This window comes from Mesorhizobium sp. L103C119B0, from assembly GCF_000502235.1.
Classification (GTDB): Bacteria; Pseudomonadota; Alphaproteobacteria; order Rhizobiales; family Rhizobiaceae; genus Mesorhizobium.
On record NZ_AYXE01000010.1, the window covers coordinates 154,190 to 177,485 of the forward strand.

Consider the following 23,296-nt stretch of genomic DNA (forward strand, 5'->3'; position numbering starts at 1 on the left):
GAGGACCGCGAGCACGACAACGATAAGGCCGATAAGATAGATGACACTGTTCATGTGCACGTCCTCCGTAGCTTTCCAACTTCGACGAACCTGCGATGTTCCGTAAGTGAGAGCATTTATCTCAGCCGAAACGAAGAGCTTCGTCAGGCACGCACCCAGTCACCAGTGAGTTGCCCTGTCCCTCGTGCGGAGCGCCAGTTGCTCCGTACGAACGGGTGCGCCCGACCCTGCGGGAACGAGTGCCGGCTGCCTCCTCTATTGCAATCTTTGCCTATTCGGCGACCCCGCCTCGGCGTACCGGCGACCAAGGAGAACTCTCCCTTGCCATCAATTGACGGTCCATCGCTCCAACGGCCCCGCGCTGGTTCGGCACCTTCGACGAAGTAATGATGAAGGCATAGGATACGGCTTGAGGCGCAAAGCGGCCTGTCATGCATGCCTGAGCTAGGCTACTGGTGAACGCGTCTCCAAGGCCAAGTCTCTACTTTGCAGAACGCCTCCCTACGCCCCCAACGTCGGCTCCGTATTCACCTCCAGCGCCTCTTCCGCCTCATCTTCCTCGCCGAGCACCTCCCCATGCACCCCCAGCGGCCGGCCGATCCAGATCGGATCGACGAGATGGTCGCGTTTGGGGTTGGTGGTGTTGGGGTGGATGAGAATGCTCAGGCCGCCGTGGTTCAGCATCAGCCATGGGACCAGCGTGGCGAAGATCTCGGTGGCGAAGGAGACCTGGTACATGGCCTGCTCGTGCGGGCCGACCGGCTCGTCGCGCCAGTTGCCCAGGCGCACGCGGAAACGTTCGCCGATGCGCAGGCGCAGCCATTCGGCGTGCTGCCGTTCGGTTTGTCCGTCGTAGTAGATGTGGGCGTGGTAGCTGGCGATCTCGGCGAGCGGTCTTGGCGAGTTGACGGGGGCTGCGTTCACCTGGTGGCTCCCTCGATGATTGTGGTGCGGGCAAGCGTATACGCAAGGGAGCGGTTCGGCCAAGAGGGCTATGGTGTACGGCTATCGCGGCTCTGCGAAGAGACACGCCACCCTAACCCTGGCCCTTTAGGGTAGAGTAATCGCATAAGGCGCTCCCCCACTCCGTCTCGGCTTCGCCGAGCCACCTCTACCCCCACATTCGGGGGGAGAGGAAATGCTAATCGCCGAGGTTGCGGCCTTGAAAAGCTTGGTATTTCCTCTCCCCCTTGGACATGGGGGAGAGGTGGCCGCGCAGCGGCCGGAGTGGGGGCGGGCGCCGCCGTATGCCTATTGCCAGCACTTCATCGGGCGAGGAAACGCTGATCGCAGAGGTCTCTTGCCCCGATCAAACCCTGCCCATCAGCACCAGGATCAGCAGCACCACCAGCACAGCGCCGGCTATTCCGGACGGCCCATAGCCCCAGGAGCGCGAATGCGGCCAGGCCGGTACGGCGCCGATCAGGATCAGGATCAGAACTATGATGAGAATGGTGCTGACGGTCATAAGAGTCCCTCGCTTTGCTCTTCAGATGCGAGGGGACAATGCAAAAGGCCGCCCGGTTGTTCCGGACGGCCTTTTGTCTGCCTGGGGAAAGCTGGCCTATTCCGCGGCTTTCGGGAAGGCGATTGCCGGTTCGTCGAGTGGACCCGGTCTCGGCCCCACAGGCGCATCGGGCTTCTTGTCGCGGCCGAAAATTCTGCGGAAGAAGGCGTAGAAGCGGCTGTTCTTGCTGCGCGTGAAGATCATCAGCATGGACGGCGTCACCACCAGCGTCAGCAGGGTGGCGAAGGACAGGCCGAAGACGATTGCCGAGGACAGCGAAATCCACCATTGCGTCGACGGCGCGTTGATCGTCGTCTCGTGATGGAAGATTTCCAACCCAAGACCAAAGGCGATCGGCAGCACGCCGAGAATGGCCGAGACCGCCGTCAGCACCACCGGGCGGGCGCGCTCGCGGCAGGTCTGCAGCACCGCTTCCATCTTGTCCCAGCCTTCTTCGCGCAGCCGGTCATAGGTGTCGATCAAGACGATGTTGTTGTTCACCACCACGCCGGCCAGCGCGATGACGCCGATGCCCGACATGACGATGCCGAAGGCTTCGCCTGTCAGCAGCAGCCCGAGGAACACGCCGATCGTCGCCATGACCACGCAGGACAGCACCAGAAGCACGCTGGTGAACTTGTTGAACTGCATCAAGAGCACCAGGAAGATCAGGAAGATCGCCGCACCGAAGGCCTTGCCGAGGAAGGCGCTGGCTTCGGCGCTGTCCTCGTTGGAGCCCGCGAGCTTCCAGCGTATGCCGCTGTCGAGCTTCATGTCGGTGACCGCCTTGGTCACCTCGGCCTGCACCGCCGCAACCTGGCTACCGGCGGCGACGTTGGCCTGAACGACCACGGTGCGGGCGCCGTCGATGCGGTTGAGGATGCCGACGGTCGGCTCCGGCTTGCGCACGACGAAGTTCGAGATCGGCACCGAGCCTTGCGCGGTCTGCACCCTGAGCTCGTCGAGCGTCGACAGCGTGCGCCGATCTTCGGGCAGGCGCAGCCTGATGTCGACGGCATCGTCGGCGCCGGCCGGCCGGTATTCCGACAGCTTCAACCCATTGGTCACCAATTGCACCACCGTGCCGACGGCCGTCGGGCTGATGCCATACTGCGCCGCCTTGGCGCGGTCGACCTCGAGCGCCCAGTCCACGCCGGGCGGCGGCAGACCGTCGGAAACGTCGATGACGCCGGGCACCTTGGCGATGCGCGCCGCAACCGCACGGGCCTGGTCGTCGAGCCCTTTGGGATCGATGGCCGAAAGCCGGAGCTGCACCGCCTTGCCTGTCGGAGGACCGGCCTCCGGCACGCGCACCTCGACATCGACGCCGGGAATGCCGGCCATGACAGTGCGCAACTCATCCAGGATGTGGTTCGCCGATTTGCGCTCGCGCCAGTCGATGAACTCATACTGGATGACGCCGACGACGTCCTCCGGCACATCCTGGCCGCCGCCTTGCGTCTTGCCGACGCGGGTGTAGACCGATTTCACGCCGGGCCAGCCGAGCAGCCGGTTTTCGGCGATCTTGGTTGCCGTATCCATTTCGGCCAGCGAGAGATTGCCGCGGGCATGCACATAGAGCAGGCCGTAATCGGGCTCGACGCTGGGGAAGAACTCGACGCCGGCGCCATATTTCGAATAGGCGAAGCCGACGCCGGTCAGCAAGACGGCGGTGAGCACCAGCACGGTGATCGGGAAGCGCACCGCCTGCTTGACCAGCGCCATGTACCAGCCGTCGCGATTTTGTTCCTCGTGATGCTTCGGCGCCTTGGCGAAGAGCGCGCCCAGCGTCGGCGCGAACACCAGCGCATAAAGCATCGAGGCCGACAGCGTGACGATCAGCGTGATCGGCATGTATTTCATGAAGTCGCCGATAATGCCGGGCCAGAACAGCAGCGGCGAGAACGCTGCGATGCGCGTCATGGTCGCGGCGATGACCGGACCGGCCATGCGCTTGGCGGCAAGCGTGAAGGCTTCCGCCTTCGGCATGCCTTCGCCCATGCGCCGTTCGGCGAATTCGGTGACGATGATGGCGTCGTCGACCAGCATGCCGACCGCCAGGATAAGGCTGAACAGCACGATCATGTTGATGGTGTAGCCCATCATCGCCAAGAGCAGGATGCCGATCAGGAAGGATGACGGAATGGCAAGCCCGATCAGCAGCGAGGCGCGGCCGGACAGCGCATAGAGGATGACGATGAACACCAGGATGACGGCTATCATCACGTGGTTCTGCAGGTCGCCCAGCAACTGGTTGACGAAGACAGACTTGTCCTGCGTGTAGGTGATGTTCATGCCTTCCGGCATGGTCTTGACATAGGCGTCGGACACTTCCCGCACCTTGGCCAGCGTGTCGATCAGATTGGCGCCGATGCGCTTCTTGACTTCGATGGCGATGGCCGGCTTACCGTTGAGGCGGGTGATGGTCTCGGCGTCGGCGAAGGTCGAACGCACCGTGGCGATGTCCTTCGCCTGCACCACGGCATTAGGCCCGGCGACCACCGGAAGCGAAGCCACATCCTCGGGTGTCTCGATCAGCGACGGCACCTTGACCGCGTATTTGCCTTCCGAACCCTCGATGTTGCCGGCGGCGACCAGGCTGTTGGAAGCGCCGACGGCGCCGATCAGCTGGTCGAGCTGCAGCCCGTAGGAGGACAGCTTCATCGGGTCGATGACGACCTCGACAAGATCGTCGCGCGCGCCCTGCAGCGAGCCTTCGAGAACGCCGGGCACTTCCTCGATGCGGTCGCGCAATTCGCGCGCGGCAGCCGTCAGCACGCGCTCGGGCAATTCGCCCGACAACGTCACCACCAGCACGGGGAATTCGGAGATGTTGACCTCGGTGACGACGGGTTCTTCGGCCGCCTGCGGCAGGTCGGCCTTGCCGTCCTGCACCTTGGAGCGCGTGTCCTGAAGTGCTGTCGCCAGATTGGTCTGCGGCTGGAACTCGACCAGCACATAGCCGCCGCCCTGGAAGGCGGCCGAGCGCATTTCCTTGAGGCCCTTGAGGCTCTTCAGCTTGCTTTCCATCGGCCGCAGCAGAAGGCGCTCGGAATCCTCAGGCGAAATGCCCTGATAGATCAGGCTGACATACATCATCGGAATCGGAACGTCGGGTTCCGCTTCCTTCGGCGTCGACTGATAGGCGACCCAGCCCGCCAGCAGCAGGAACACCAGCACCGCAATGGTCAGCCGGGCATTGTTGATCGCGAGTTTGACGATATCCATGGCCTGTTCTCAAGATTTCAGGAGCCGCATTGCCGCCGGTTGTCCCCGCCCCGGCTGTCCCCGGCCGGGGCCGCTCCGGCGCTACTGCGTTGTCGCTTCGCCCAACAGCTTCTGGATGGTCGCCTGGTCGGCCTCGACCGGCTTGACGACGTCGCCTTCCTTGACGAGTTCCTGGCCGGCGACGATGACGCGGGCATCGGCTGGAATGCCGCCAAGCACCAGGCCCTTCGGCGAGTCGTCAACGATGTCGATCGGGAAGAACACCACCTTGTTGTCCTTGTCGACGGCACGGATGCCAAGGTCGCCCTTGTCGCCCAGCGTCACCACGGAGCGCGGCAACATGACGGCATCGGTCGGCTGCGCGCTGAGCGAAATCTCGGCCGTCATGCCCGCCGGCACGGAGCCATCGGCATTGGGCACGGCAATCTCGACGCGGAAGGTGCGGGTCGCCGACGAGGCGTCGCGGCTGATGTAGCGCACCGTGCCTTCGACGGTCTGGCCGCTGACCAGCCGCACAGCAGCCTTGTCGCCGAGCTTGAGATAGCCGAGGTCGCGTTCGCTGACTTCGCCGCGCGCAATCACCGGATCGAGCTTGAGGATGGTTGCCACCTCGCCGCCCTGCATGATGGAACTGCCGAGCTCCACCGGCACCCGGTCGATGACGCCGTCGAAGGGCGCCTTGACCAGATTGCGCTCGAGTTCGGCCTGCGCCGTTTCCAGCTGCGACTGCGCAGCGGTCAGGTTCGAACGCGCCGTGTCGAGCTGCAGCTTGGGCAGATTGCCGGTCTTCATGAGCCGCAGCGATGCGTCGAGTTCAGCCTGGCGCTGCGCGACGAGCTGCCTGGCACTGTCGACCATCGAGATCTTTTCTTCGGCCGCCAGCATCAGCACCAGGTCGCCGGTCTTGACGTGATCGCCCTGCTTGACCGGCAGCTTTTCGATGACGCCGGCGACGCGCGTCGCCAGCACGGCGCGCTTGTCGGCCTCGGTCAGCCCGGAAATGCGGATGGCGCGGGCATAGGTCTTGCGCGGCGGCGTCACCACAGCGACGGTGCGCAGCGGCGCCTTCGGTTCGGCCTCGGCGGTCTTGGTTGCATCCGGTGCCTTGGCCTGATCGCCCGGCTTGGCCTGATCGCCTGCCTTGCCAGCACCTTCGACAGCGGCGCTGCCGACGGACGAGAACGCGCCTGTTCCCATCCAGGCGGCGAAGCCGATGAGCACGACAATAGCGGCAAGCTTGTGAAACCTGATCTTCGGCATCATTGTTTTTCCACTGCGGGGTTCGGCCAAGTCGTTATCCAACAGGAGTCCGTCGTCTAACAGCTACCGTGTCTTCCAACTCGGGCGCGTCGCCGATATGGGTGCGCGCCAGGCCGTGTTCAATTTGCCGTGAACGGCGAAGCCGGGCTTCTACATCAAAGTAGCATCGCAATACAGTCGAAAAGTTGCAGGAACATTGTGCCAGGCGATGTAGTGTGGCCAACGAAAACGGTTTTATCGGCGCCCCGTCAGGCGGCGGAACGACAGTCTCGGAACCATACGGATGTTGGAGGCGCTTTGTTTTCAAGGCGTTTTGAGCACTGATACCCCCTGTGCCCGCACTAGTTTTTGACGCTCAAATGTGGGCGCGACCTGCGTAGCCACTCAGAATGGCAGCAGGCGTCAGTATGATTTTGTATACCGTCACACGCAACGGTTGTTCCGGGACGGAAAGTCATCGGCGCTACTCCGATTTCCGAACACTTCGCTGATCGTCTTGATCGATCCGGGCGGACTCAGGCCCGCCGGCGTTCCGCGTCCGGCTTCTTGCGGGCGGCGAGAAATTCCTTCACCCGCCGTCCCGGTGCCGGCCCGCGCACCGGTTTGAAGCCGTCATCTAGTTCGCCGGAAAGATCGAGCGTCGGCCGCTTGCCGACGGCGTCGTAATTCTCCTCCAGCCAGTCGCTCGCCGCTATGCGGCCAAGGTCGCGCAAATAGGTCAAAAAAGCCCATTCGGCGTTGACCTTGGATGACGCCGACAGATCCTTGAACGCTTCGTCGGCATCGATGCGGTGCATGCGGATGTCGCGGTATTCGCCAGGCGGCAGCCGGCCGGCGGCGATCAGCTCCTTGACGAAGGCGATCGAGCGGAATTCGTTCAGCAGCCCGGCATTGAAGGTGATCTCGTCGATGCGGTTCTGGATTTCGTTGGCGCTTTTCGGCGTGCCCTCGCGCACCACCGGATTGATCTGCACCAGCAGCACATCCTCCGTCGCCGCCGTCTTGAAGAACGGAAACAGCGCCGGATTGCCGCCATAGCCGCCATCCCAATAGGGCACGCCCTTGATCTCGACGGCGCGGAACAATTGCGGCAGGCAGGCCGAGGCCATCACCGTGTCGAGGTCGATCTCGCCGTCGGAAAAGACGCGCAGCTGGCCGGTCTCGACATTGGTCGCCGAAATGAACAGCTCCATCGACTTGCAGGCGTGGACATTTTTGAAATCGATCTCCTGCTCGACCACGTCGCGCAGCGGGTTCAAGCCCAGCGGATTGGCGACATAGGGCGAAAACACTCGCGACATGGTGTCGAAGAAGAAATAGCCGGGCGTGTTCTCGATCGACCAGTTGCCCCAGGCGACGTCCCACGGCATGCGCTGCACCGGGCTGAAGCGGCCCTTGGCCGCCACCGCGCGCCAGAAATCGTCGAGCTTTTGCCGTGCACCCTCGACGCCGGCGCGCACAAACCCATCGGCCAGCGCCACCGCATTCATGGCGCCGGCGCTGGTGCCGGACACGGCTGAAATATCGAGCCTGCCATCCTCCAGCAGCCGGTCGAGTACGCCCCAGGAGAAAGCCCCGTGCGAGCCGCCGCCCTGCAGCGCAATGTTGATCTTTTTCGTTTCCTCCGCCTTGCCGTTTTTGGTCATGGCGTTCCTGTTCGGTTTGGTCGCTGCTGCCTCATTCCGCCCGGAAATCGGGCGGGTTCGACTGCAGCGGACTTATATTGCAGTGCAGCATATAAAGGATGACCAAGGCAAGAACACGAACACGGTCGCGTGATCACATGAAATTTTGGTCATGGGGAATGGCCCTCCACGCCGAGGTCTTCGCCCTACGAATACCCCCACCCTTGATCCCTCCCCACAAGGGGGAGGGAGACTTGGTAGACGCTGATCTCAGCAAACCCTCGACGTTTCGACGGCGCGGGGCAGCTTACCTCCCCCTTGTGGGGTCCGAAGGACGGGCGAGACCCGTGGCTCGCCCCGGCAAGCTAGGGTGGGGGTCCTCTTGCAAAAACCTCAAGCAACAAGCTTCGGCACCGGCCCGACATAGCGCGACTGTGGACGGATCAGCCGCCCCGTCGTCTGCTGTTCGCGCGCATGCGCGATCCAGCCGGCGACACGTCCGGCGGCAAAGACATTGCTGAACGCCTGTGGCGGAAAGCCAGCCGCCTCAAGCACAAGCGCTGTGTAAAACTCGACATTGGTCTGCAGCGAGCGCTGCGGCTTGGCGATCCGCAGCACTTCGAGCGCCGTGTGCTCGACCTGTTCGGCGAAGGCCAGGCGGCGGCCGGCTTCGCCCTCGCTGCCGAGCTGCCGCACGACGGCTTTCAGTACATCGGCGCGCGGATCGCGCACGCGGTAAATACGATGGCCGAAACCCATGATGCGCTCGCCATGCGCGACCTTCTCGCGCAGCCAGCCGGCCGCGTCGCCATGCGCCTGGATTGCATCGAGCATCTCGATCACCGGGCCGGGCGCGCCGCCGTGCAGCGGCCCCTTGAGCGCGCCGAGCCCGGCCAGCACCGACGATGTCAGCCCTGCCAGCGTCGATGCGACGACGCGGGTGGCAAAGGTCGAGGCGTTGAGGCCGTGATCGCAGACGGTCACCAGATAGGTGTCGAGTGCCCTTGCCAGCGCCGGCGACGGGACGGATCCCTCGAGCATCCTCAGCATGTCGGCGGCATGATCGGCCTTAGCGTCAGGTGCGGTCGGCTGCTCGCCGCGCGCCAGCCGCAGCAGAGCCGGCGTCAGCACAGCGGGCGCCGCGATCAGCCGCAAGGCGTCCGTCGGTGTCTCGCCATCCGGCAGCAGCGCCATGCCGGCGCGCATGGCGCTATAGATCTCAAGCGGTGCGAGCAGCGGCAGCGAGGGCGCAAGCCGCTCGAACACCTCGACGCGAGCCTTGCCCAGCCTCGCTGCCAGTTCGGCATCGCCGGGAAGGCCGTCGAAGAAGCCGTCGAGCAACAGGCGAACCACTTGCGCATAGCGCCAGCGTCCCGCCAATTCCGGCAGCGAATGACCGCGGATCGTCAGGCGGCCGCCAAGGCCATCGACATCGGAGAGCACGGTCTCCGCCGCCACCACATCATCGAGCCCGTTCGCCATATCTCATCTCCTTGCAGCTTTTCTGCATGGGAGATAAGGGTTGGGCTGCGCCTTGATCAATCTTGATCAATATAATCAATATGTGAGCTAAAATGTCCGAATGGCTGTCGCGGGAAGAGGCGCTGGAAAGGCTCAAGGTCCGGCCGCAGACGCTCTACGCCTATGTCAGCCGTGGCCGCATCGGCATGCGGCCGGATGAGAGCGACCCGCGCCGCAGCCAGTACCGCGCCGACGACATCGCGGCATTGGCGACCCGCCGGGCGCGGGGCCGCAGTCCCTCGGCCATCGCCGAGAGCGCGATCGCCTGGGGAGAGCCGTCGATCGCAACTGCAATTTCGACCGTTCTGCACGGTCGCCTCATCTATCGAGGACAAGACGCTGTTGCGCTATCCAAATCGGCGACGCTGGAGGAAACCGCCGCTCTGCTGTGGGCCTCGGCCGAACCGGTGACGTTCAAAGCTCCGTCATCTGAAGCGCCTCATCCAGTCGGCCGCGCCTCGGCCTTTGCGCAGCTTGCCATGCTTGCCGGCCACGGGCGACCTTCGCTAGGACGCAGCGCCGCCTCGCTGTGCACCGAGGCCGCGCGCACAGTCGGAGCGCTGGCGCAGTCGCTGGGCGCTGAAGCCGGCACAGCGCCCGTCCATAAGCGCCTGGCGCAGGGCTGGTCGGTGGATGATGCCGGCGCGGAAGCGATCCGCTGCGCCCTCGTCCTGCTCGCCGATCATGAACTCAACGCATCGACCTTCGCCGCCCGCGTCGCAGCGTCCACAGGCGCCTCGCCTGCCGCATGCCTGCTGGCCGGCCTGGCAACGCTGTCCGGCCCGCGCCACGGTGGTGCCGGCGAAGCGGTGATGCAACTGGCTGAAGATGCAGCAGCCCACGGCTCGGATGCGGCGATCCGGCGCTGGCTCGGCCATGACCGGCCCTTGCCGGCGTTCGGCCATCCGCTCTATCCCGACGGCGATCCCCGTGCCACCGCACTTCTGGCAGTCATCCCTGTCGACGAGACACTGCAACAGCTGCAAAAAGCCGCCATGGCGGCGACCGGCGCGCACCCCAACATCGACTTTGCCTTGGCCGCGCTGACGCGCGGTCTTGGCTTGCCGCGCGATGCACCGTTCCAGCTGTTTGCGCTCGGACGCAGTGTCGGCTGGGCCGCGCATATGGTCGAACAGATCATTAGCGGCAGCATCATCAGGCCGCGTGGCCGCTATGAGGGACGCGTGACTTAAGCCGACCTGGCCGTGTTCCCGAACCGCGCACGGTACGCGACGGGCGTCGTGGCGAACTGCTGACGAAAATGATGCCGCAGCGTGCCTGCCGCGCCAAAGCCGGCAGTCTCGGCAATCCGTTCGATCGGCATGGCGGTGTCTTCCAGCAGCGTGCGCGCCCGCGAAAGCCGTTCCGACAGCAGCCAGCGCGCCGGCGTGACGCCGGTTGCGGCCGCAAAGCGGCGCAGAAACGTCCGCTCGCTCATCCCGGCAAGCTCGGCCAAGATGGCGACGGGATAGTCGGCGGAAATATTGGCGCGCATCCTGTCGATCAAAGGGCCAAGCCGGCTGCGCTCATGCGGCTCGGGAACGGAGCTCTCGACATACTGCGCCTGGCCGCCGTCGCGATGCGGCGGCACCACCAGGCGACGCGCCACCATGTTTGCCGCCTTGGTGCCGAAGTCGCGCCGAACCAGATGCAGGCAAAGATCGATGCCCGCGGCACTGCCGGCGGAAGTCAGGACATTTCCCTCATCGATGTACAGGACATCCGGAACCACGGTGATGTCAGGGTAGAGTTCCGTCAGCTTCTCGCTATAGCGCCAGTGCGTCGTCGCTCTTTTGCCCGCAAGCAGGCCGGCCGCCGCAAGCACGAACACGCCCGAACAGATCGAAAGAATGCGAGCGCCGCGCTCGCTCGCCTTCCGCAGCGCCTCGATCAGCGCCGGCGGCACCGGAGCCTCCGTTCCGCGCCATCCCGGTACGATCACCGTGCCGGCCTGGCCGATCAGATCGATCCCGCCGTCGGCAACAATACGCACGCCGCCCAGCGCGCGCATTTCACCGGTATCAATACCGGCAACCGCAAAACGGTACCAATCCTCACCCATTTCCGGCCGGGGCAAGGCGAAGATCTCAACCGCCACGCCAAACTCGAACGTGCACAGCCCGTCATAGGCAACGGCAACGACAAGAGGGTTGGCAGGGCGCGGATTGGCAGAGGATGGCATGATCTTGACGATATATGGCAAAGCTGCCAGCTGCAATCGCCCTGCTTCCTGTCATATCTCTCCGTCGCATCAGCAATGGAGATACGAGGATGAGCCACGTGACAGACATTCCGGCGGCATCGCCGGATATCGCCCGCGACCATTTTCTGCGCCGGCTTTCCGTCGAGACCGACTGTTCCGACGTCGCCGCCGCACTGCCTGCCGGGGAGCCGGACTTTGTTCTCCTGCATGTGGTCGGTTCGCCGGAAGCCTATGGACGCCGCCATGTGCCGGGCGCGCTGCATCTGCCGCACCGCGAAATATCGGCCGAGCGGATGGCGCAATGGCCCGAAAAGACGCTGTTCGTCGTCTATTGCGCGGGACCGCATTGCAATGGCGCGGATCAGGCGGCCTTCAAGCTGGCCAGCCTCGGTCGTCCCGTGAAGATCATGATCGGCGGCATAACCGGTTGGCAGGACGAGGACCTTCCTTTCGCTTCAGGCAAGGAGCCCGGTGTCTTGCACGCGTGAGGCCACGCGATATGGTCGGCCTTGAAGACTGAGCAAGCATGCAGAAGGCGATGGTTAGAATTCGTCCATTCGAGCGCCAGGATGTCGGTGCGGTGCTCGCCCTCATGCGGGCGCTAGCTGTCTTCGAGGGTTATGACGACAAGCTTCGCGTCACCGAAGCGAACCTCATCGAGCACGGGCTGGGGCCATCGCCCCGGTTCGGCGTGTTGGTGGCGGAGCGAGAGGGCGTGATCGTCGGCATCGCCGTCCACTACCTCATCCCCCTGGACCTACGACCTGAAGCCGGTTGTCTGGCTGAAGGAACTCTACGTCACTGAAGCGACGCGCGGCATGGGGGTCGGCCATGCGCTTGTTGAACAGCTTCGCCAACACGCTTTGAGCATTGGCGCCTCCGCCATCAAATGGACGGTGCTGAAATCCAACTCGCCGGCCAAAGCCTTCTACCGCTCGCTCGACGGCCAGCCCGACGATATCTGGGAACCGTGGCAGCTGAAAATCGACCCGTGACAGCCGCCTCGACCAACTGAGGCGGTCGATCATGCGGCGGTCGCTTACGACATGGTGTCGAGCTTGCGCTGCATGGCGGCGATCTGTTGCTTCAGTTCCTGAAGGTCGTCGCCGCTCTTTTCCGGGACGTCCTTGCGGGCCGGCTCGGGTGCAGCCGCGGCCGCAGCATTTGTGGCGGCGGTCGGGAACGGCGTGAACAGGCGCATCGCGTTCTGGAACATTTCCATGTTGCGGCGTGTCTGCTCTTCCAGCGCCTTGATCGGAGTGGCGATCTTCATCACATCCAGCGGCGACTTGCCGATCGCGCCCTTCATCTGCTCGCGGAACCGCTCCTGTTCCTTGGAGAAGGCCATCATCGACTGTTCGAGGAAGCTCGGCACGATCTGCTGCATCTGGTCGCCATAGAAAGCGATCAGTTGGCGCAGGAACGGGATCGGCAGCATGTTCTGCCCATCCTTGTTCTCCAGTTCGAAGATGATCTGCGTCAGCACCGGATGGGTAATGTCGTCACCGGTCTTGGCGTCCTGGACGGTGAACTCCTCGCCCTTCTTGACCATCTCGGCCAGATCCTCGAGCGTCACATAGGTGCTGGTGCCGGTGTTGTAGAGCCGGCGATTGGCATATTTCTTGATAATGATAGGGTCGTCTTTCGCGGCCATCAGCATCCTCCCGGGACACCGGCGCGCCTGAGTAAGCCGCCGGTAACGATTGCGCCATTTTTAAGGATATGCGCAAAAGCTCTATAATTCCAAGCGCTTTGTGCAGTGCGGCATCATTTATTGCTGCATGGCGGGCTAATTATGCTGCGCAGCAAAGGTCGGGCGATCGCGCCGGCCGCTCGCGCCCTGCCTGCAGCGCTTGGCCGGCATGCCCATTTCCGGTTTGACTTGGGGTGTGGAACGGGCAAGAAAAGTCCCAACAAGCCCCCAAGAACACGACACCTCGAAGTCTGGAGAGAAAAATGTCCGCTTCCAATTCAATCGTCGTTGCCAGCGCCGCACGCACGGCTGTCGGCTCTTTCAACGGCGCCTTCGCCGCCACCCCGGCGCATGAACTTGGGGCCGTCGTCATCAGGGAGCTTTTGGCGCGCGCCGGCGTCGAGCCGGGCGAAGTCGACGAGGTCATTCTCGGCCAGGTGCTGACCGCCGCGCAGGGCCAGAACCCCGCCCGCCAGGCGTCGATCAATGCCGGCCTGCCCAAGGAGACGACCGCCTGGGGCCTCAACCAGGTTTGCGGCTCGGGCCTGCGCGCCATAGCGCTCGGCATGCAGCAGATCGCCGCCGGCGACGCCACGGTGATCATCGCCGGCGGCCAGGAATCGATGTCGCTGTCGCCGCATGCCGAGCACCTGCGCGCCGGCGTCAAGATGGGCGACTACAAGATGATCGACACCATGATCAAGGACGGGTTGTGGGACGCCTTCAACGGCTACCACATGGGCAACACCGCCGAGAACGTCGCCCGCCAGTTCCAGATCACCCGCGACGACCAGGACCAGTTTGCGCTCGCCTCGCAAAACAAGGCCGAGGCCGCGCAGAAGGCCGGCAAGTTCAAGGACGAGATCGTCGCCTTCACGATCAAGGGCAGGAAAGGCGACACTGTCGTCGACCAGGACGAGTACATCCGCCACGGCGCCACCATCGACGCCATGTCCAAGCTGAAGCCGGCTTTCGACAAGGACGGCACCGTGACCGCCGCGAACGCGTCGGGCATCAATGACGGCGCCGCCGGCGCGCTGCTGATGAGCGAGGCTGAAGCCACAAGGCGCGGCATCACCCCGCTGGTGCGCATCGCATCCTGGGCGACGGCCGGCGTCGATCCGGCGATCATGGGAACCGGACCTATTCCCGCCTCGAAGCGGGCGCTCGAGAAGGCCGGCTGGTCGGTCAAGGACCTCGACCTTGTCGAGGCCAATGAAGCCTTCGCCGCGCAGGCCTGCGCCGTCAACAAGGGCATGGGCTGGGATACGTCGATCGTCAACGTCAATGGCGGCGCCATCGCCATCGGCCATCCGATCGGCGCGTCGGGCGCCCGCGTCTTCAACACGCTGGTTTTCGAGATGCGCCGCCGCGGCGCCAAGAAGGGCCTTGCCACGCTGTGCATCGGCGGCGGCATGGGCGTCGCTCTGTGCGTGGAAGCGCTGTGAAAGAGAAGTGAGTAGTGAATAGGGAGTAGTGAATGGGGAAGAAGGAGCAGCGCGGCGGGATATCGATCCCTACTCGCTACTCCCTACTCCCTATTCCCTTCTTCCGACCAAAGGGAGGAAGAACTTTCAATGACCAAAGTAGCGCTCGTCACCGGTGGATCGCGCGGCATCGGCGCCGCCATATCGATCGGCCTGAAGAATGCCGGTTACACCGTTGCAGCCAACTATGCCGGCAATGACGAGGCAGCGGGGAAGTTCAGCGCACAAACCGGCATCAAGGCCTACAAATGGTCGGTCGCCGACTATGACGCCTGTGCCGCCGGAATCAAACAGGTCGAGGCCGATCTCGGCCCGGTCTCAGTGCTGGTCAACAATGCCGGCATTACCCGTGACGCCATGTTCCACAAGCTGACGCGCGAGCAGTGGAAGGAAGTCATCGACACCAATCTGTCTGGCGTCTTCAACATGACGCATCCGCTGTGGGGCGGCATGCGCGACCGCAAATTCGGCCGCGTCATCACCATCTCCTCCATCAACGGCCAGAAAGGCCAGGCCGGCCAGGTCAACTATTCCGCCGCAAAGGCCGGCGACATCGGCTTCTCGAAGGCGCTGGCGCAGGAGGGCGCGCGCGCGGGCATCACCGTCAATGTCATCTGCCCCGGCTACATCGCCACCGAGATGGTCAAGGCGATCGACGAGAAGGTGCTGCATGAACGCATCATCCCGCAGATTCCGGTCGGCCGCCTCGGCGAACCGGAAGAGATCGCGCGTTGCGTCGTCTTCCTCGCTTCCGAAGACGCCGGCTTCATCACCGGTTCGACCATTACAGCCAATGGCGGCCAGTATTTCGCCTGAACGACAGCATTTCGCCCGGTAGGACGGGCCGGCTTATGGCCCGTTTTTTCATCGCCGGCCGGCGGTGTTCCCGGGCTGCGCTAGACATTGACCCGTTCCGGCACGCAAAGATTAACGATTTCCAGGCGCCCTGTGCAAAACCCGGTTCGCAAGCTGTGAATTCTCGGTGGACAAGCTGTGGATAACACAACATGTTGGGGTGAACAAACAAGGAAAATCCCGCCATCGCTGATTCATCGCCGATTCGTTCCGGCTTTGAGCGCAACGTTAACGACCAAGGCCGAAAATCACCGGCAAATGGTTAAGGCCGATTAAGAAAATTCAACAATTTCATAATGTTGGCCGAGGCGTATCGGATCACGACGATGCCCCGCCGGCAAAGGTTAACGCCAATGGTCGCCTTGCAGGAATCGGGCCAGTTTCCGCGATTCAGCATATGGTGAGACTCAGGCTCGCAAAATCAACATGTAGCCGTGAACAAAAGCTGAATCTGCCGGAGTCACTGATTCGTCGCCGATTCGTTCCAGACTCGTTCCAACTGTTAATTGAGACCTCAAAGACGAACCGTGGGACTGCCGGCCGGAACATTCCGCTTTCGCTTCGCGCCTGAAATCCCTATGTGTCGCCTGTCATACGCGCCATGCGAGGCGCGCTCCCGACAACACGATGCAGAAAGCCTCATCTCCAGGCCGATGAACATCCAGCCGAAACACACCGAGCCGCTGATCCTGTCGGGCCGCGACGTGACTGCCGTGCTGGGTCCGACCAACACCGGCAAGACCCATCTCGCCATCGAGCGCATGGTGGCGCATGAGAGCGGCATTATCGGCCTGCCGCTCCGCCTTCTGGCGCGCGAGGTCTATGCCCGCGTCTGCGAAAAGGTCGGCGCCCACAAGGTGGCGCTCGTCACCGGCGAGGAAAAAATCCAGCCGCCCGGCGCGAAATATTCGGTCTGCACCGTCGAAGCCATGCCGCGCGAGACCGACGTTGCCTTCGTCGCCATCGACGAGGTGCAGCTCGCCGGCGACCTCGAGCGCGGCCACATCTTCACCGACCGTATCCTGCACCTGCGCGGCCGCCAGGAAACGCTGCTGCTCGGCGCGGCCACCATGCATGGCATCCTGCAAAAGCTGCTAAGAGGCGTCTCGGTGGTGACGCGCCCTCGCCTATCGCACCTGGCCTATGCCGGTTCGAAGAAATTGACCCGCCTGCCGCGGCGTACGGCGATCGTCGCTTTCTCCGCCGACGAGGTCTATGCCATCGCTGAGCTGATCCGCCGCCAGCAAGGAGGAGCGGCGGTCGTGCTCGGCGCGCTGTCGCCCCGCACCCGCAACGCCCAGGTGGCAATGTTCCAGGCAGGCGACGTCGACTATCTCGTCGCCACCGACGCCATCGGCATGGGCCTCAACCTTGATCTCGATCATGTCGCCTTCGCCCAGAACCGCAAATTCGACGGCTACCAGTACCGCAACCTGACGGCGGCCGAGCTCGGCCAGATCGCCGGCCGCGCCGGCCGGCATCTGCGCGACGGCACCTTCGGCGTCACCGGCCAGGTCGATCCGCTGGACGAGGAACTGGTCAAGCGCATCGAGGGGCACGAGTTCGATCCGGTGAAGGTGCTGCAATGGCGCACCGCGCATTTCGACTTCGCCAGCCTCGACGCGCTGAAGCGCTCGATCGAGGCCAACGCGCCGGTCGAAGGCCTGACGCGCGCGCTGCCGGCGGTCGATGCGCTGGCGCTCGAACATCTCTCCCGCGACGAGGACATCCGCGCGCTGGCTACCAATGCCAAGCGCGTCGCGCTGCTGTGGGAAGCCTGCGCGTTGCCGGACTACCGCAAGATCGCGCCGGCCCAGCACTCCGACCTGATCGCTTCTATCTACACCGACCTCGCCAAACACGGCCATGTCGACGAGAACTACATGGCCGAGCAGGTGCGCCGCGCCGATACGACCGAGGGGGACATCGACACGCTGTCGCACCGCATTGCGCAGATCCGCACCTGGACATTCGTGTCCAACCGGCCGGGCTGGCTGGCCGATCAGGCACACTGGCGGGAAAAGACGCGCGAAATCGAAGACAGATTGTCGGATGCGCTGCATGAGCGGTTGACGAAACGGTTTGTAGACCGCAGGACTTCCGTCCTCATGCGGCGCCTTAGAGAAAATACAATGCCTGAAGCCGAAATCAGTCCTACCGGAACCGTCCTTGTCGAAGGCCATCATGTCGGCGAGTTGCAAGGGTTCCGCTTCACCGCCGATCAGAGCGCCGGCGGCGAAGACGCCAAGGCCGTGCGTACGGCAGCGCAAAAAGCGCTGGCCGCCGAGTTCGAGGCACGTGCCGAACGCTTCGGCGCCTGCGCCAATGGCGACCTTGCGCTCGGCTCCGACGGCACGCTGCGCTGGATCGGCGCGCCGATCGGCACGCTGGTTGCCGGCGAGGACGCGCTGAAGCCGCGCCTGGTGCTTTTGGCCGACGAGCAGTTGACCGGTCCCGCCCGCGACAAGGTCGCCGCGCGCGCCGAGCGCTTCGTCAATTTCCAGATCGAATCCTTGCTGAAGCCGCTGGTCGACTTGAAGAATGCCGAGCAGATCGCCGGCATCGGCCGTGGCATCGCCTTCCAGCTCGTCGAGCATTTCGGCCTCATCAACCGCCGCGACATCGCCGAGGAAATGAAGTCGCTCGACCAGGAGGGTCGCGCCGCCTTGCGCCGGCTCGGTGTGCGCTTCGGCGCCTACCACGTCTTCGTGCCGGCGCTGATCAAGCCGGCGCCCGCCGGACTGATCACGCTTTTGTGGGCGCTGAAGAACGACGGCAAGGACAAGCCCGGCTTTGGCGACGTGGTGCACGCGCTGGCCTCCGGCCGCACCTCGGTGGTCATCGATCCGGCTTTCGACAAGAGCTTCTACAAGCTCGCCGGCTACCGCAATCTCGGCCGCCGCGCCGTGCGCATCGACATTCTGGAACGGCTGGCCGACCTGATCCGGCCTGCGACCAACTGGAAGCCCGGTCTGGGACAGCGCCCGGACGGCGCCTATGACGGCCAGTCCTTCATGGTGACGCCGCCGATGATGTCCATCCTCGGCGCAACCGCCGACGACATGGAAGAGATCCTGAAAGGCCTTGGCTACCGCGCCGAGCCGAAGCCGCCGGCAGAGGTCAAGGCGCGGCTCGAAGCACAGGACAATGCGGCGCGGGAAGCGGCTGCCGCCAAGCTGGCTGCGGACGCGGCTGCAAAAGCCGAACAGGCCAAGGCGGCGGAAGCCGCTGCAAGAGAAGCCGCCGCTGAAGCGCCGGCCGTTGGATCGGAGCCGGATGCGGTTGCCGCCGCTGAGCCTGCGGCTGAGCAGCCCGTCGCCGAAGCCGCAGCGGAGGCTGTTGCTGCGGACGCTCAGCCGGGCGCGCCTCCCGAGGGTTCGGAGCCAACTCCGGCCGCTGAAGCCACCGCCGAAGCTCCAGCCATCGCGGAAGCAACGGCAGAGCCTGTCGCGGACGAGCAAGTCGAAGCTCGCGCAGAAATCGCGGAAGAAGCTCCGGCTGTTGCGGAAGCTGACGACACTGCCGACGCCACCGTCGCCGAAAACGCCGACGCCCTTACCTCCCCCTCGATGGCGGAGGCCGCGGCGCGAAGCGACGCGGGTGACAGCGCTGACGAAGCAGATAGTGCAAACGATGCAAGTGCAACCGCCGAAACCGGCGCTGCCCCCACCCCGGCGCTGCGCGCCGACCCTCCCCACGAGGGGGAGGGTGGAAGCGCTGAGTCTGTCCCCGAAGCCGAAGCGCCAAAGCCCATCTTGCTGTGGCGGCAGGGTCGTTTCGAGCAGCGCCCGCGCCATCGTCAAGGCCGGGACAATCGCCCGCGTAACGGCCAGGCTGCCCGCGCCGACGCGCCGGCCGACGCTGCCGGCGGACAGCCCGCAACGGGCGAGCGGCCGGCCTACCAAGGCCGGCGCGACCAGCGCGACGGTGCCGCCAAGCCACGCTTCGACCGTTCGAAGTTCAAGCCCAAGCCGCAGGCCGAGGGCGAACAGCGCCGCGACGGCAAGCCGCAAGGCGAGCGTCCGCGCGAGGGCCGGCCTGACTGGAAAGGCGGCAGGCCGGAAGGCAAAGGCGGACCGCAAGGCGCCAAGCCGGCTTTCCAGGCCAAGCCACGCGAGGAACGCCCGGCGCGCTTCGATCCGGACTCGCCCTTCGCCAAGCTCGCCGCCTTGCGCGACCAGCTGAAGAAGTAGGCTCTGAGCATGATCCCGAAAAGTGGAATCGGTTTTCGGACAAGATCATGCTCCAACAAGAGATAACTCGCTGCGATGGTTGCTGAAGGTCGTCAGCGCATCGACAAGTGGCTGTTCTTTTCGCGCGCGATAAAATCGCGCTCGCTGGCGGCCAAGCTGGTCGTCGCCGGACGCGTCCGCATCAACAGCGACAAAGCAGCGCAGGCCTCCGATCTGGTCAAGCCTGGCGACGTTTTGACCATTACGCACGAGCGCCGCATCTTCGTTTGGAAGGTGCTTGGCACCGGCGTGCGTCGCGGTCCGGCCGAGGAAGCGCGCACGCTCTACGAGGACATGTCCCCGCCGCCGGTCCCAAAAGGCGAGGCTGTTGCCGATGCCATTCCGGCGCTGCGCGACGCCGGCAGCGGCCGGCCGACCAAGAAAGAGCGCAGGCAAACCGACCGGCTGTTCGGCGAAGACTGAAGCCTTGGCCGTCTGCGCCATGCCGGCGGTCTGGAATTTCATTCCGGACACGCGGGCCCCGCCTGCAATGGCTGCCCTTGCAAGCGGCAGGCAAAGGCGTTACCTCACCAAAAAAGCCGCCGCATCGGCGCGAAAATCGGAAATCGATTTTTCGGAAGGCACGATGCGCAGATTCAAAGTGTTAGAGCGTACTTTATGCGTCCAAGTGGACGCACGTCGCTCTAGCAAGAACGGGACGTCCCGGAGCCGACCAATGACCTATGTCGTGACCGACAACTGCATCAAATGCAAGTACATGGACTGCATCGAGGTCTGTCCGGTCGACTGCTTTTACGAGGGCGAGAACATGCTTGTCATACATCCCGACGAGTGCATCGACTGCGGCGTCTGCGAACCGGAATGCCCGGCCGATGCAATCAAGCCCGACACCGAGCCGGGCCTCGACAAATGGCTGCAGGTCAACACCGAATACGCCGAGAAATGGCCCAACATCACCGCCAAGAAGGAGCCTCCGGCAGATGCCAAGAGCTTCGACGGCGAGGCCGGCAAGTTCGAGAAATATTTCTCCGCCGAGCCCGGCGAAGGCGACTGAGCACATGACGCTGGAATCGGAATCGATTTCGGAAAGGGTGATGCGCAAAGCAAAAAAGTGCGGCCTATTGGATCGTCATAACGCTGCGTAACGCGCATCATACATTAACTGCCTTGACAGGCGGCGATGGCGCTCGACCTTCGCGTTTGCAGCAAAACCTTGATTCTTCCGACTTTTTGTGCTACACCAGTTGAAACATGCCGGTGACACAACGTCGATTTATGGCGCAAGCGCCCCAAATCACTGAAAGGTGAAATCCCCAATCGGACCAGAGCGATCTGGGCCAGGCAGTCGCTATGTATGCGGTTTGCCGGTCCCGGCTTTTTCCGATGGGTTCATCTGTTGTGCGGCTAACGATCGGTGTCCCCGGTCGCATGCGTTCGGACCGGCAGGCCGCCGGTGCCACAACAAGGAGTTCAGGGCGTAATGGCAACGATCACCCCGCAGAAGAAGTCCACCTCGGCACGCCACGGTTTCAAGACCGGCGAGTACATCGTCTATCCGGCACACGGCGTCGGCCAGATCGTCTCGATCGACGAGCAGGAAGTTGCGGGCCACAAGCTGGAACTGTTCGTCATCGACTTCCAGAAGGACAAGATGCGCCTGAAGGTTCCGGTCGCCAAGGCGACCTCCATCGGCATGCGCAAGCTGTCGGAAGAGGATTATGTCGAGCGCGCGCTGAAGGTCGTGCAGGGCCGCGCCCGCGTCAAGCGCACCATGTGGTCGCGCCGTGCGCAGGAATATGATGCCAAGATCAATTCGGGCGACCTGATCTCGATCTCGGAAGTCGTGCGCGACCTCTACCGTGCCGACAACCAGCCGGAACAGTCCTATTCCGAGCGTCAGCTCTATGAGGCGGCACTCGACCGCATGGCGCGCGAGATCGCGGCAGTCAACCGCATGTCGGAAACCGAAGCCGTGCGCCTGATCGAGGTCAACCTCAACAAGGGCCCGAAGCGCGGCGCCAAGGCCGACAATGAGGAAGCCGAGCAGGAAGAAGCTGCCTGATCGCTTTCACCGTCGAAATCATGAAAAACCCGGCCTTGTGCCGGGTTTTTTTACCCCCTTGTGGGGTTCCAAGGACGGGCGGGACCCGTGGCTCGCCCAGGCAGGGTCGCTGCGAAGCAGCGAGGATGGGGACGACCCCAGACCGCACCCGGACCTTCCGTCCGACCTCCCCACAAGGGGGAGGTAGAAGGCTCAGCCGCCGGCTTCCTTCTCCGCCTCCTGCTTCAGCGTCGCAATAAAACGCTTCGTCCGTTCACGCTCCGGATTGCTGAACACCACGGTGGACGGCCCCTTCTCGACGACGACGCCAGCATCGAGGAACACCACCTCCTGCGCGATCTTGGAGGCAAGGCGAAGGTCGTGCGTGGCCATCACCATGGTGGTGCCTTCGCTGGCGAGTTTTCCGAGCACGTCGACCACTTCCTGCGCCAGTTCCGGATCGAGCGCCGAGGTCGGCTCGTCGCAAAGCAGCACTTTCGGCGACGGCGCCAAGGCGCGGGCGATCGCCACACGCTGCTGCTGGCCGCCCGACAGCGTTGCCGGCCAATCGTCCGCCTTGTGCGCCATGCCGACCTTCTCGAGCAGCGCCAGTGCCCGCTCGCGCGCCTTTGCCGTCGGCCATTTCAGCACCGTCACCAGGCCTTCCATGACGTTCTCGATCGCGGTGCGATGCGGGAACAGCTGGAAATTCTGGAACACCATGCCGGTCTGCAGCCGCAGGCGCTGGATGTCGCGGCTGGGGATCTTGACGCCGGGACGGAATTCCAGCGTCTCGTCGCCGATGCGCACCATGCCCGAGGTCGGGATCTCCAACAGGTTGATGCAGCGCAGCAGTGTGCTCTTGCCGCCGCCGGAGGGGCCGACGAGCGCGGTGACGTTGCCTTCGGCAATGGTGACCGTCACGCCCTTCAGCACCAGATTGTCGCCGAAGCGCTTTTCGATGTCGGTGAGGCCGATCATGAGCGCGCCTCCAGGAAGCCGCCATAACGGTTGAGCCGCTCCTCCAGCCGCGTCTGCAAGGCCGAAAGCACCGAGCTCATCGCCAGATAAAGGATCGCCGCCTCGACATAGAGGATCAGCGGCTCATAGGTGGTGGCGACGATGCGCTGCGCCGCCTGGAACATCTCCGGCACAGTGATGGCGGCGGCCAGCGAGGTATCCTTGACCAGCGAGATGAAGGTGTTGGACAGCGGCGGCACGGCGACGCGGCCGGCTTGCGGCAGGATGGTACGCCGCATCGCCTGGCTCCAGGTCATGCCGATCGAATAGGCCGCCTCCCACTGGCCCTTCGGCACCGAGCCGATCACGGCGCGGATAATTTCCGAACTGTAGGCGCCTATGTTGAGGGTGAAGCCAATCAGCGCCGCCGGAAAAGCGTCCAGCAATATGCCGACCGAAGGCAGGCCGTAAAAGATCAGGAACAGCTGCACCAGAAGCGGCGTGCCGCGAAAGATCCAGACATAGAAGCGGACCACGGCAACCAGAGGCTTGGGACCGAACAGCCGCACCAGGGCGACAACGAGGCCGACGAACAGGCCGAGTGCGAACGATAGCAATGTCAGCGGTACGGTGAAGATCAACGCCGCCCACAGCAGTGTCGGCAACGAATCCAGCATCAGGTGTAGCCAGTGCGGCACGAACGGCTCCTCCTTCACAGACCGC

The 23,296-nt window shown here is 63.9% G+C and carries 20 protein-coding genes; 10 read left to right on the plus strand and 10 right to left on the minus strand.

What is annotated here, in order from left to right:
* Positions 1–501 precede the first annotated feature (501 nt).
* The 6 genes from X728_RS148270 to X728_RS148250 form a co-directional block, all read right to left on the minus strand.
* Positions 502–924, minus strand: a complete 423-nt coding sequence (locus X728_RS148270; RefSeq protein WP_031195648.1) for a DOPA 4,5-dioxygenase family protein — start codon at positions 922–924, stop codon at positions 502–504.
* Between the two features lie 385 nt (positions 925–1,309).
* Positions 1,310–1,468 (minus strand): DUF3309 family protein, encoded by a 159-nt coding sequence (locus X728_RS1000000169135; RefSeq protein ID WP_023685825.1) that lies wholly within the window; start codon positions 1,466–1,468, stop codon positions 1,310–1,312.
* Positions 1,469–1,564: 96 nt separating this feature from the next.
* Positions 1,565–4,735, minus strand: a complete 3,171-nt coding sequence (locus X728_RS148265) for an efflux RND transporter permease subunit (protein WP_023832037.1) — start codon at positions 4,733–4,735, stop codon at positions 1,565–1,567.
* Positions 4,736–4,816: 81 nt separating this feature from the next.
* A complete protein-coding gene (locus X728_RS148260; protein WP_023832038.1) occupies positions 4,817–5,995 on the minus strand; it encodes an efflux RND transporter periplasmic adaptor subunit in 1,179 nt (392 codons plus the stop codon).
* Positions 5,996–6,510: 515 nt separating this feature from the next.
* Positions 6,511–7,641 (minus strand): patatin-like phospholipase family protein, encoded by a 1,131-nt coding sequence (locus X728_RS148255; protein ID WP_023832039.1) that lies wholly within the window; start codon positions 7,639–7,641, stop codon positions 6,511–6,513.
* 372 nt (positions 7,642–8,013) lie between these two features.
* A complete protein-coding gene (locus tag X728_RS148250) occupies positions 8,014–9,102 on the minus strand; it encodes a citrate synthase/methylcitrate synthase (RefSeq protein WP_023832041.1) in 1,089 nt (362 codons plus the stop codon).
* Between the two features lie 92 nt (positions 9,103–9,194).
* Between X728_RS148250 and X728_RS148245 the strand changes: the two genes are divergently transcribed.
* A complete protein-coding gene (locus tag X728_RS148245; RefSeq protein WP_023832042.1) occupies positions 9,195–10,334 on the plus strand; it encodes a citrate synthase in 1,140 nt (379 codons plus the stop codon).
* Here X728_RS148245 and ftrA read toward each other — a convergent pair.
* A complete protein-coding gene (gene ftrA, locus X728_RS148240) occupies positions 10,331–11,344 on the minus strand; it encodes a transcriptional regulator FtrA (protein ID WP_196815085.1) in 1,014 nt (337 codons plus the stop codon). The genes X728_RS148245 and ftrA overlap by 4 nt on opposite strands.
* A 68-nt stretch (positions 11,345–11,412) precedes the next feature.
* On the opposite strand from ftrA, the gene X728_RS148235 reads away from it, so the two are divergent.
* From X728_RS148235 to X728_RS1000000169140, 3 genes are read left to right on the plus strand one after another with little or no spacing between them, the layout of a single operon-like run.
* The gene (locus tag X728_RS148235) at positions 11,413–11,832 is read left to right on the plus strand and encodes a rhodanese-like domain-containing protein (protein WP_023832044.1); all 420 of its coding nucleotides are present in this window, start codon (positions 11,413–11,415) and stop codon (positions 11,830–11,832) included.
* Between the two features lie 38 nt (positions 11,833–11,870).
* Positions 11,871–12,149: a hypothetical protein gene (locus X728_RS148230; protein ID WP_023698450.1), complete on the plus strand. Its 279-nt coding sequence runs from the start codon at positions 11,871–11,873 to the stop codon at positions 12,147–12,149.
* 13 nt (positions 12,150–12,162) lie between these two features.
* Positions 12,163–12,339 (plus strand): GNAT family N-acetyltransferase, encoded by a 177-nt coding sequence (locus tag X728_RS1000000169140; protein WP_023698449.1) that lies wholly within the window; start codon positions 12,163–12,165, stop codon positions 12,337–12,339.
* Between the two features lie 44 nt (positions 12,340–12,383).
* Here the strand turns inward: X728_RS1000000169140 and phaR are convergent, their stop codons facing one another.
* Positions 12,384–12,998, minus strand: coding sequence for a polyhydroxyalkanoate synthesis repressor PhaR (gene phaR, locus X728_RS148225; RefSeq protein WP_023685813.1), 615 nt, complete (start codon positions 12,996–12,998; stop codon positions 12,384–12,386).
* 302 nt (positions 12,999–13,300) lie between these two features.
* On the opposite strand from phaR, the gene X728_RS148220 reads away from it, so the two are divergent.
* The 6 genes from X728_RS148220 (at position 13,301) to X728_RS148195 (ending at position 21,634) form a co-directional block, all read left to right on the plus strand.
* The gene (locus X728_RS148220) at positions 13,301–14,485 is read left to right on the plus strand and encodes an acetyl-CoA C-acetyltransferase (protein ID WP_023673832.1); all 1,185 of its coding nucleotides are present in this window, start codon (positions 13,301–13,303) and stop codon (positions 14,483–14,485) included.
* 129 nt (positions 14,486–14,614) lie between these two features.
* Positions 14,615–15,340, plus strand: a complete 726-nt coding sequence (gene phbB / locus X728_RS148215) for an acetoacetyl-CoA reductase (protein WP_023832045.1) — start codon at positions 14,615–14,617, stop codon at positions 15,338–15,340.
* 692 nt (positions 15,341–16,032) lie between these two features.
* Complete coding sequence (locus X728_RS148210) at positions 16,033–19,572, plus strand: helicase-related protein (protein WP_023832046.1); 3,540 nt, start codon at positions 16,033–16,035, stop codon at positions 19,570–19,572.
* Positions 19,573–19,647: 75 nt separating this feature from the next.
* On the plus strand, positions 19,648–20,034 hold the full coding sequence (locus tag X728_RS148205; RefSeq protein WP_023748301.1) for an RNA-binding S4 domain-containing protein: 387 nt from the start codon (positions 19,648–19,650) through the stop codon (positions 20,032–20,034).
* Between the two features lie 253 nt (positions 20,035–20,287).
* Complete coding sequence (fdxA, locus tag X728_RS148200; RefSeq protein WP_013529180.1) at positions 20,288–20,626, plus strand: ferredoxin FdxA; 339 nt, start codon at positions 20,288–20,290, stop codon at positions 20,624–20,626.
* A 426-nt stretch (positions 20,627–21,052) separates the two neighbouring features.
* Entirely contained in the window at positions 21,053–21,634 is a 582-nt protein-coding gene (locus tag X728_RS148195; RefSeq protein WP_023673664.1) for a CarD family transcriptional regulator, read from the plus strand.
* A 192-nt stretch (positions 21,635–21,826) separates the two neighbouring features.
* On the opposite strand, the gene X728_RS148190 is transcribed toward X728_RS148195, so the two are convergent.
* Complete coding sequence (locus X728_RS148190; RefSeq protein WP_023820301.1) at positions 21,827–22,594, minus strand: amino acid ABC transporter ATP-binding protein; 768 nt, start codon at positions 22,592–22,594, stop codon at positions 21,827–21,829.
* On the minus strand, positions 22,591–23,271 hold the full coding sequence (locus X728_RS148185) for an ABC transporter permease subunit (protein WP_023693608.1): 681 nt from the start codon (positions 23,269–23,271) through the stop codon (positions 22,591–22,593). The genes X728_RS148190 and X728_RS148185 overlap by 4 nt, the downstream gene beginning before the upstream one ends.
* Between the last annotated feature and the right edge of the window lie 25 nt (positions 23,272–23,296).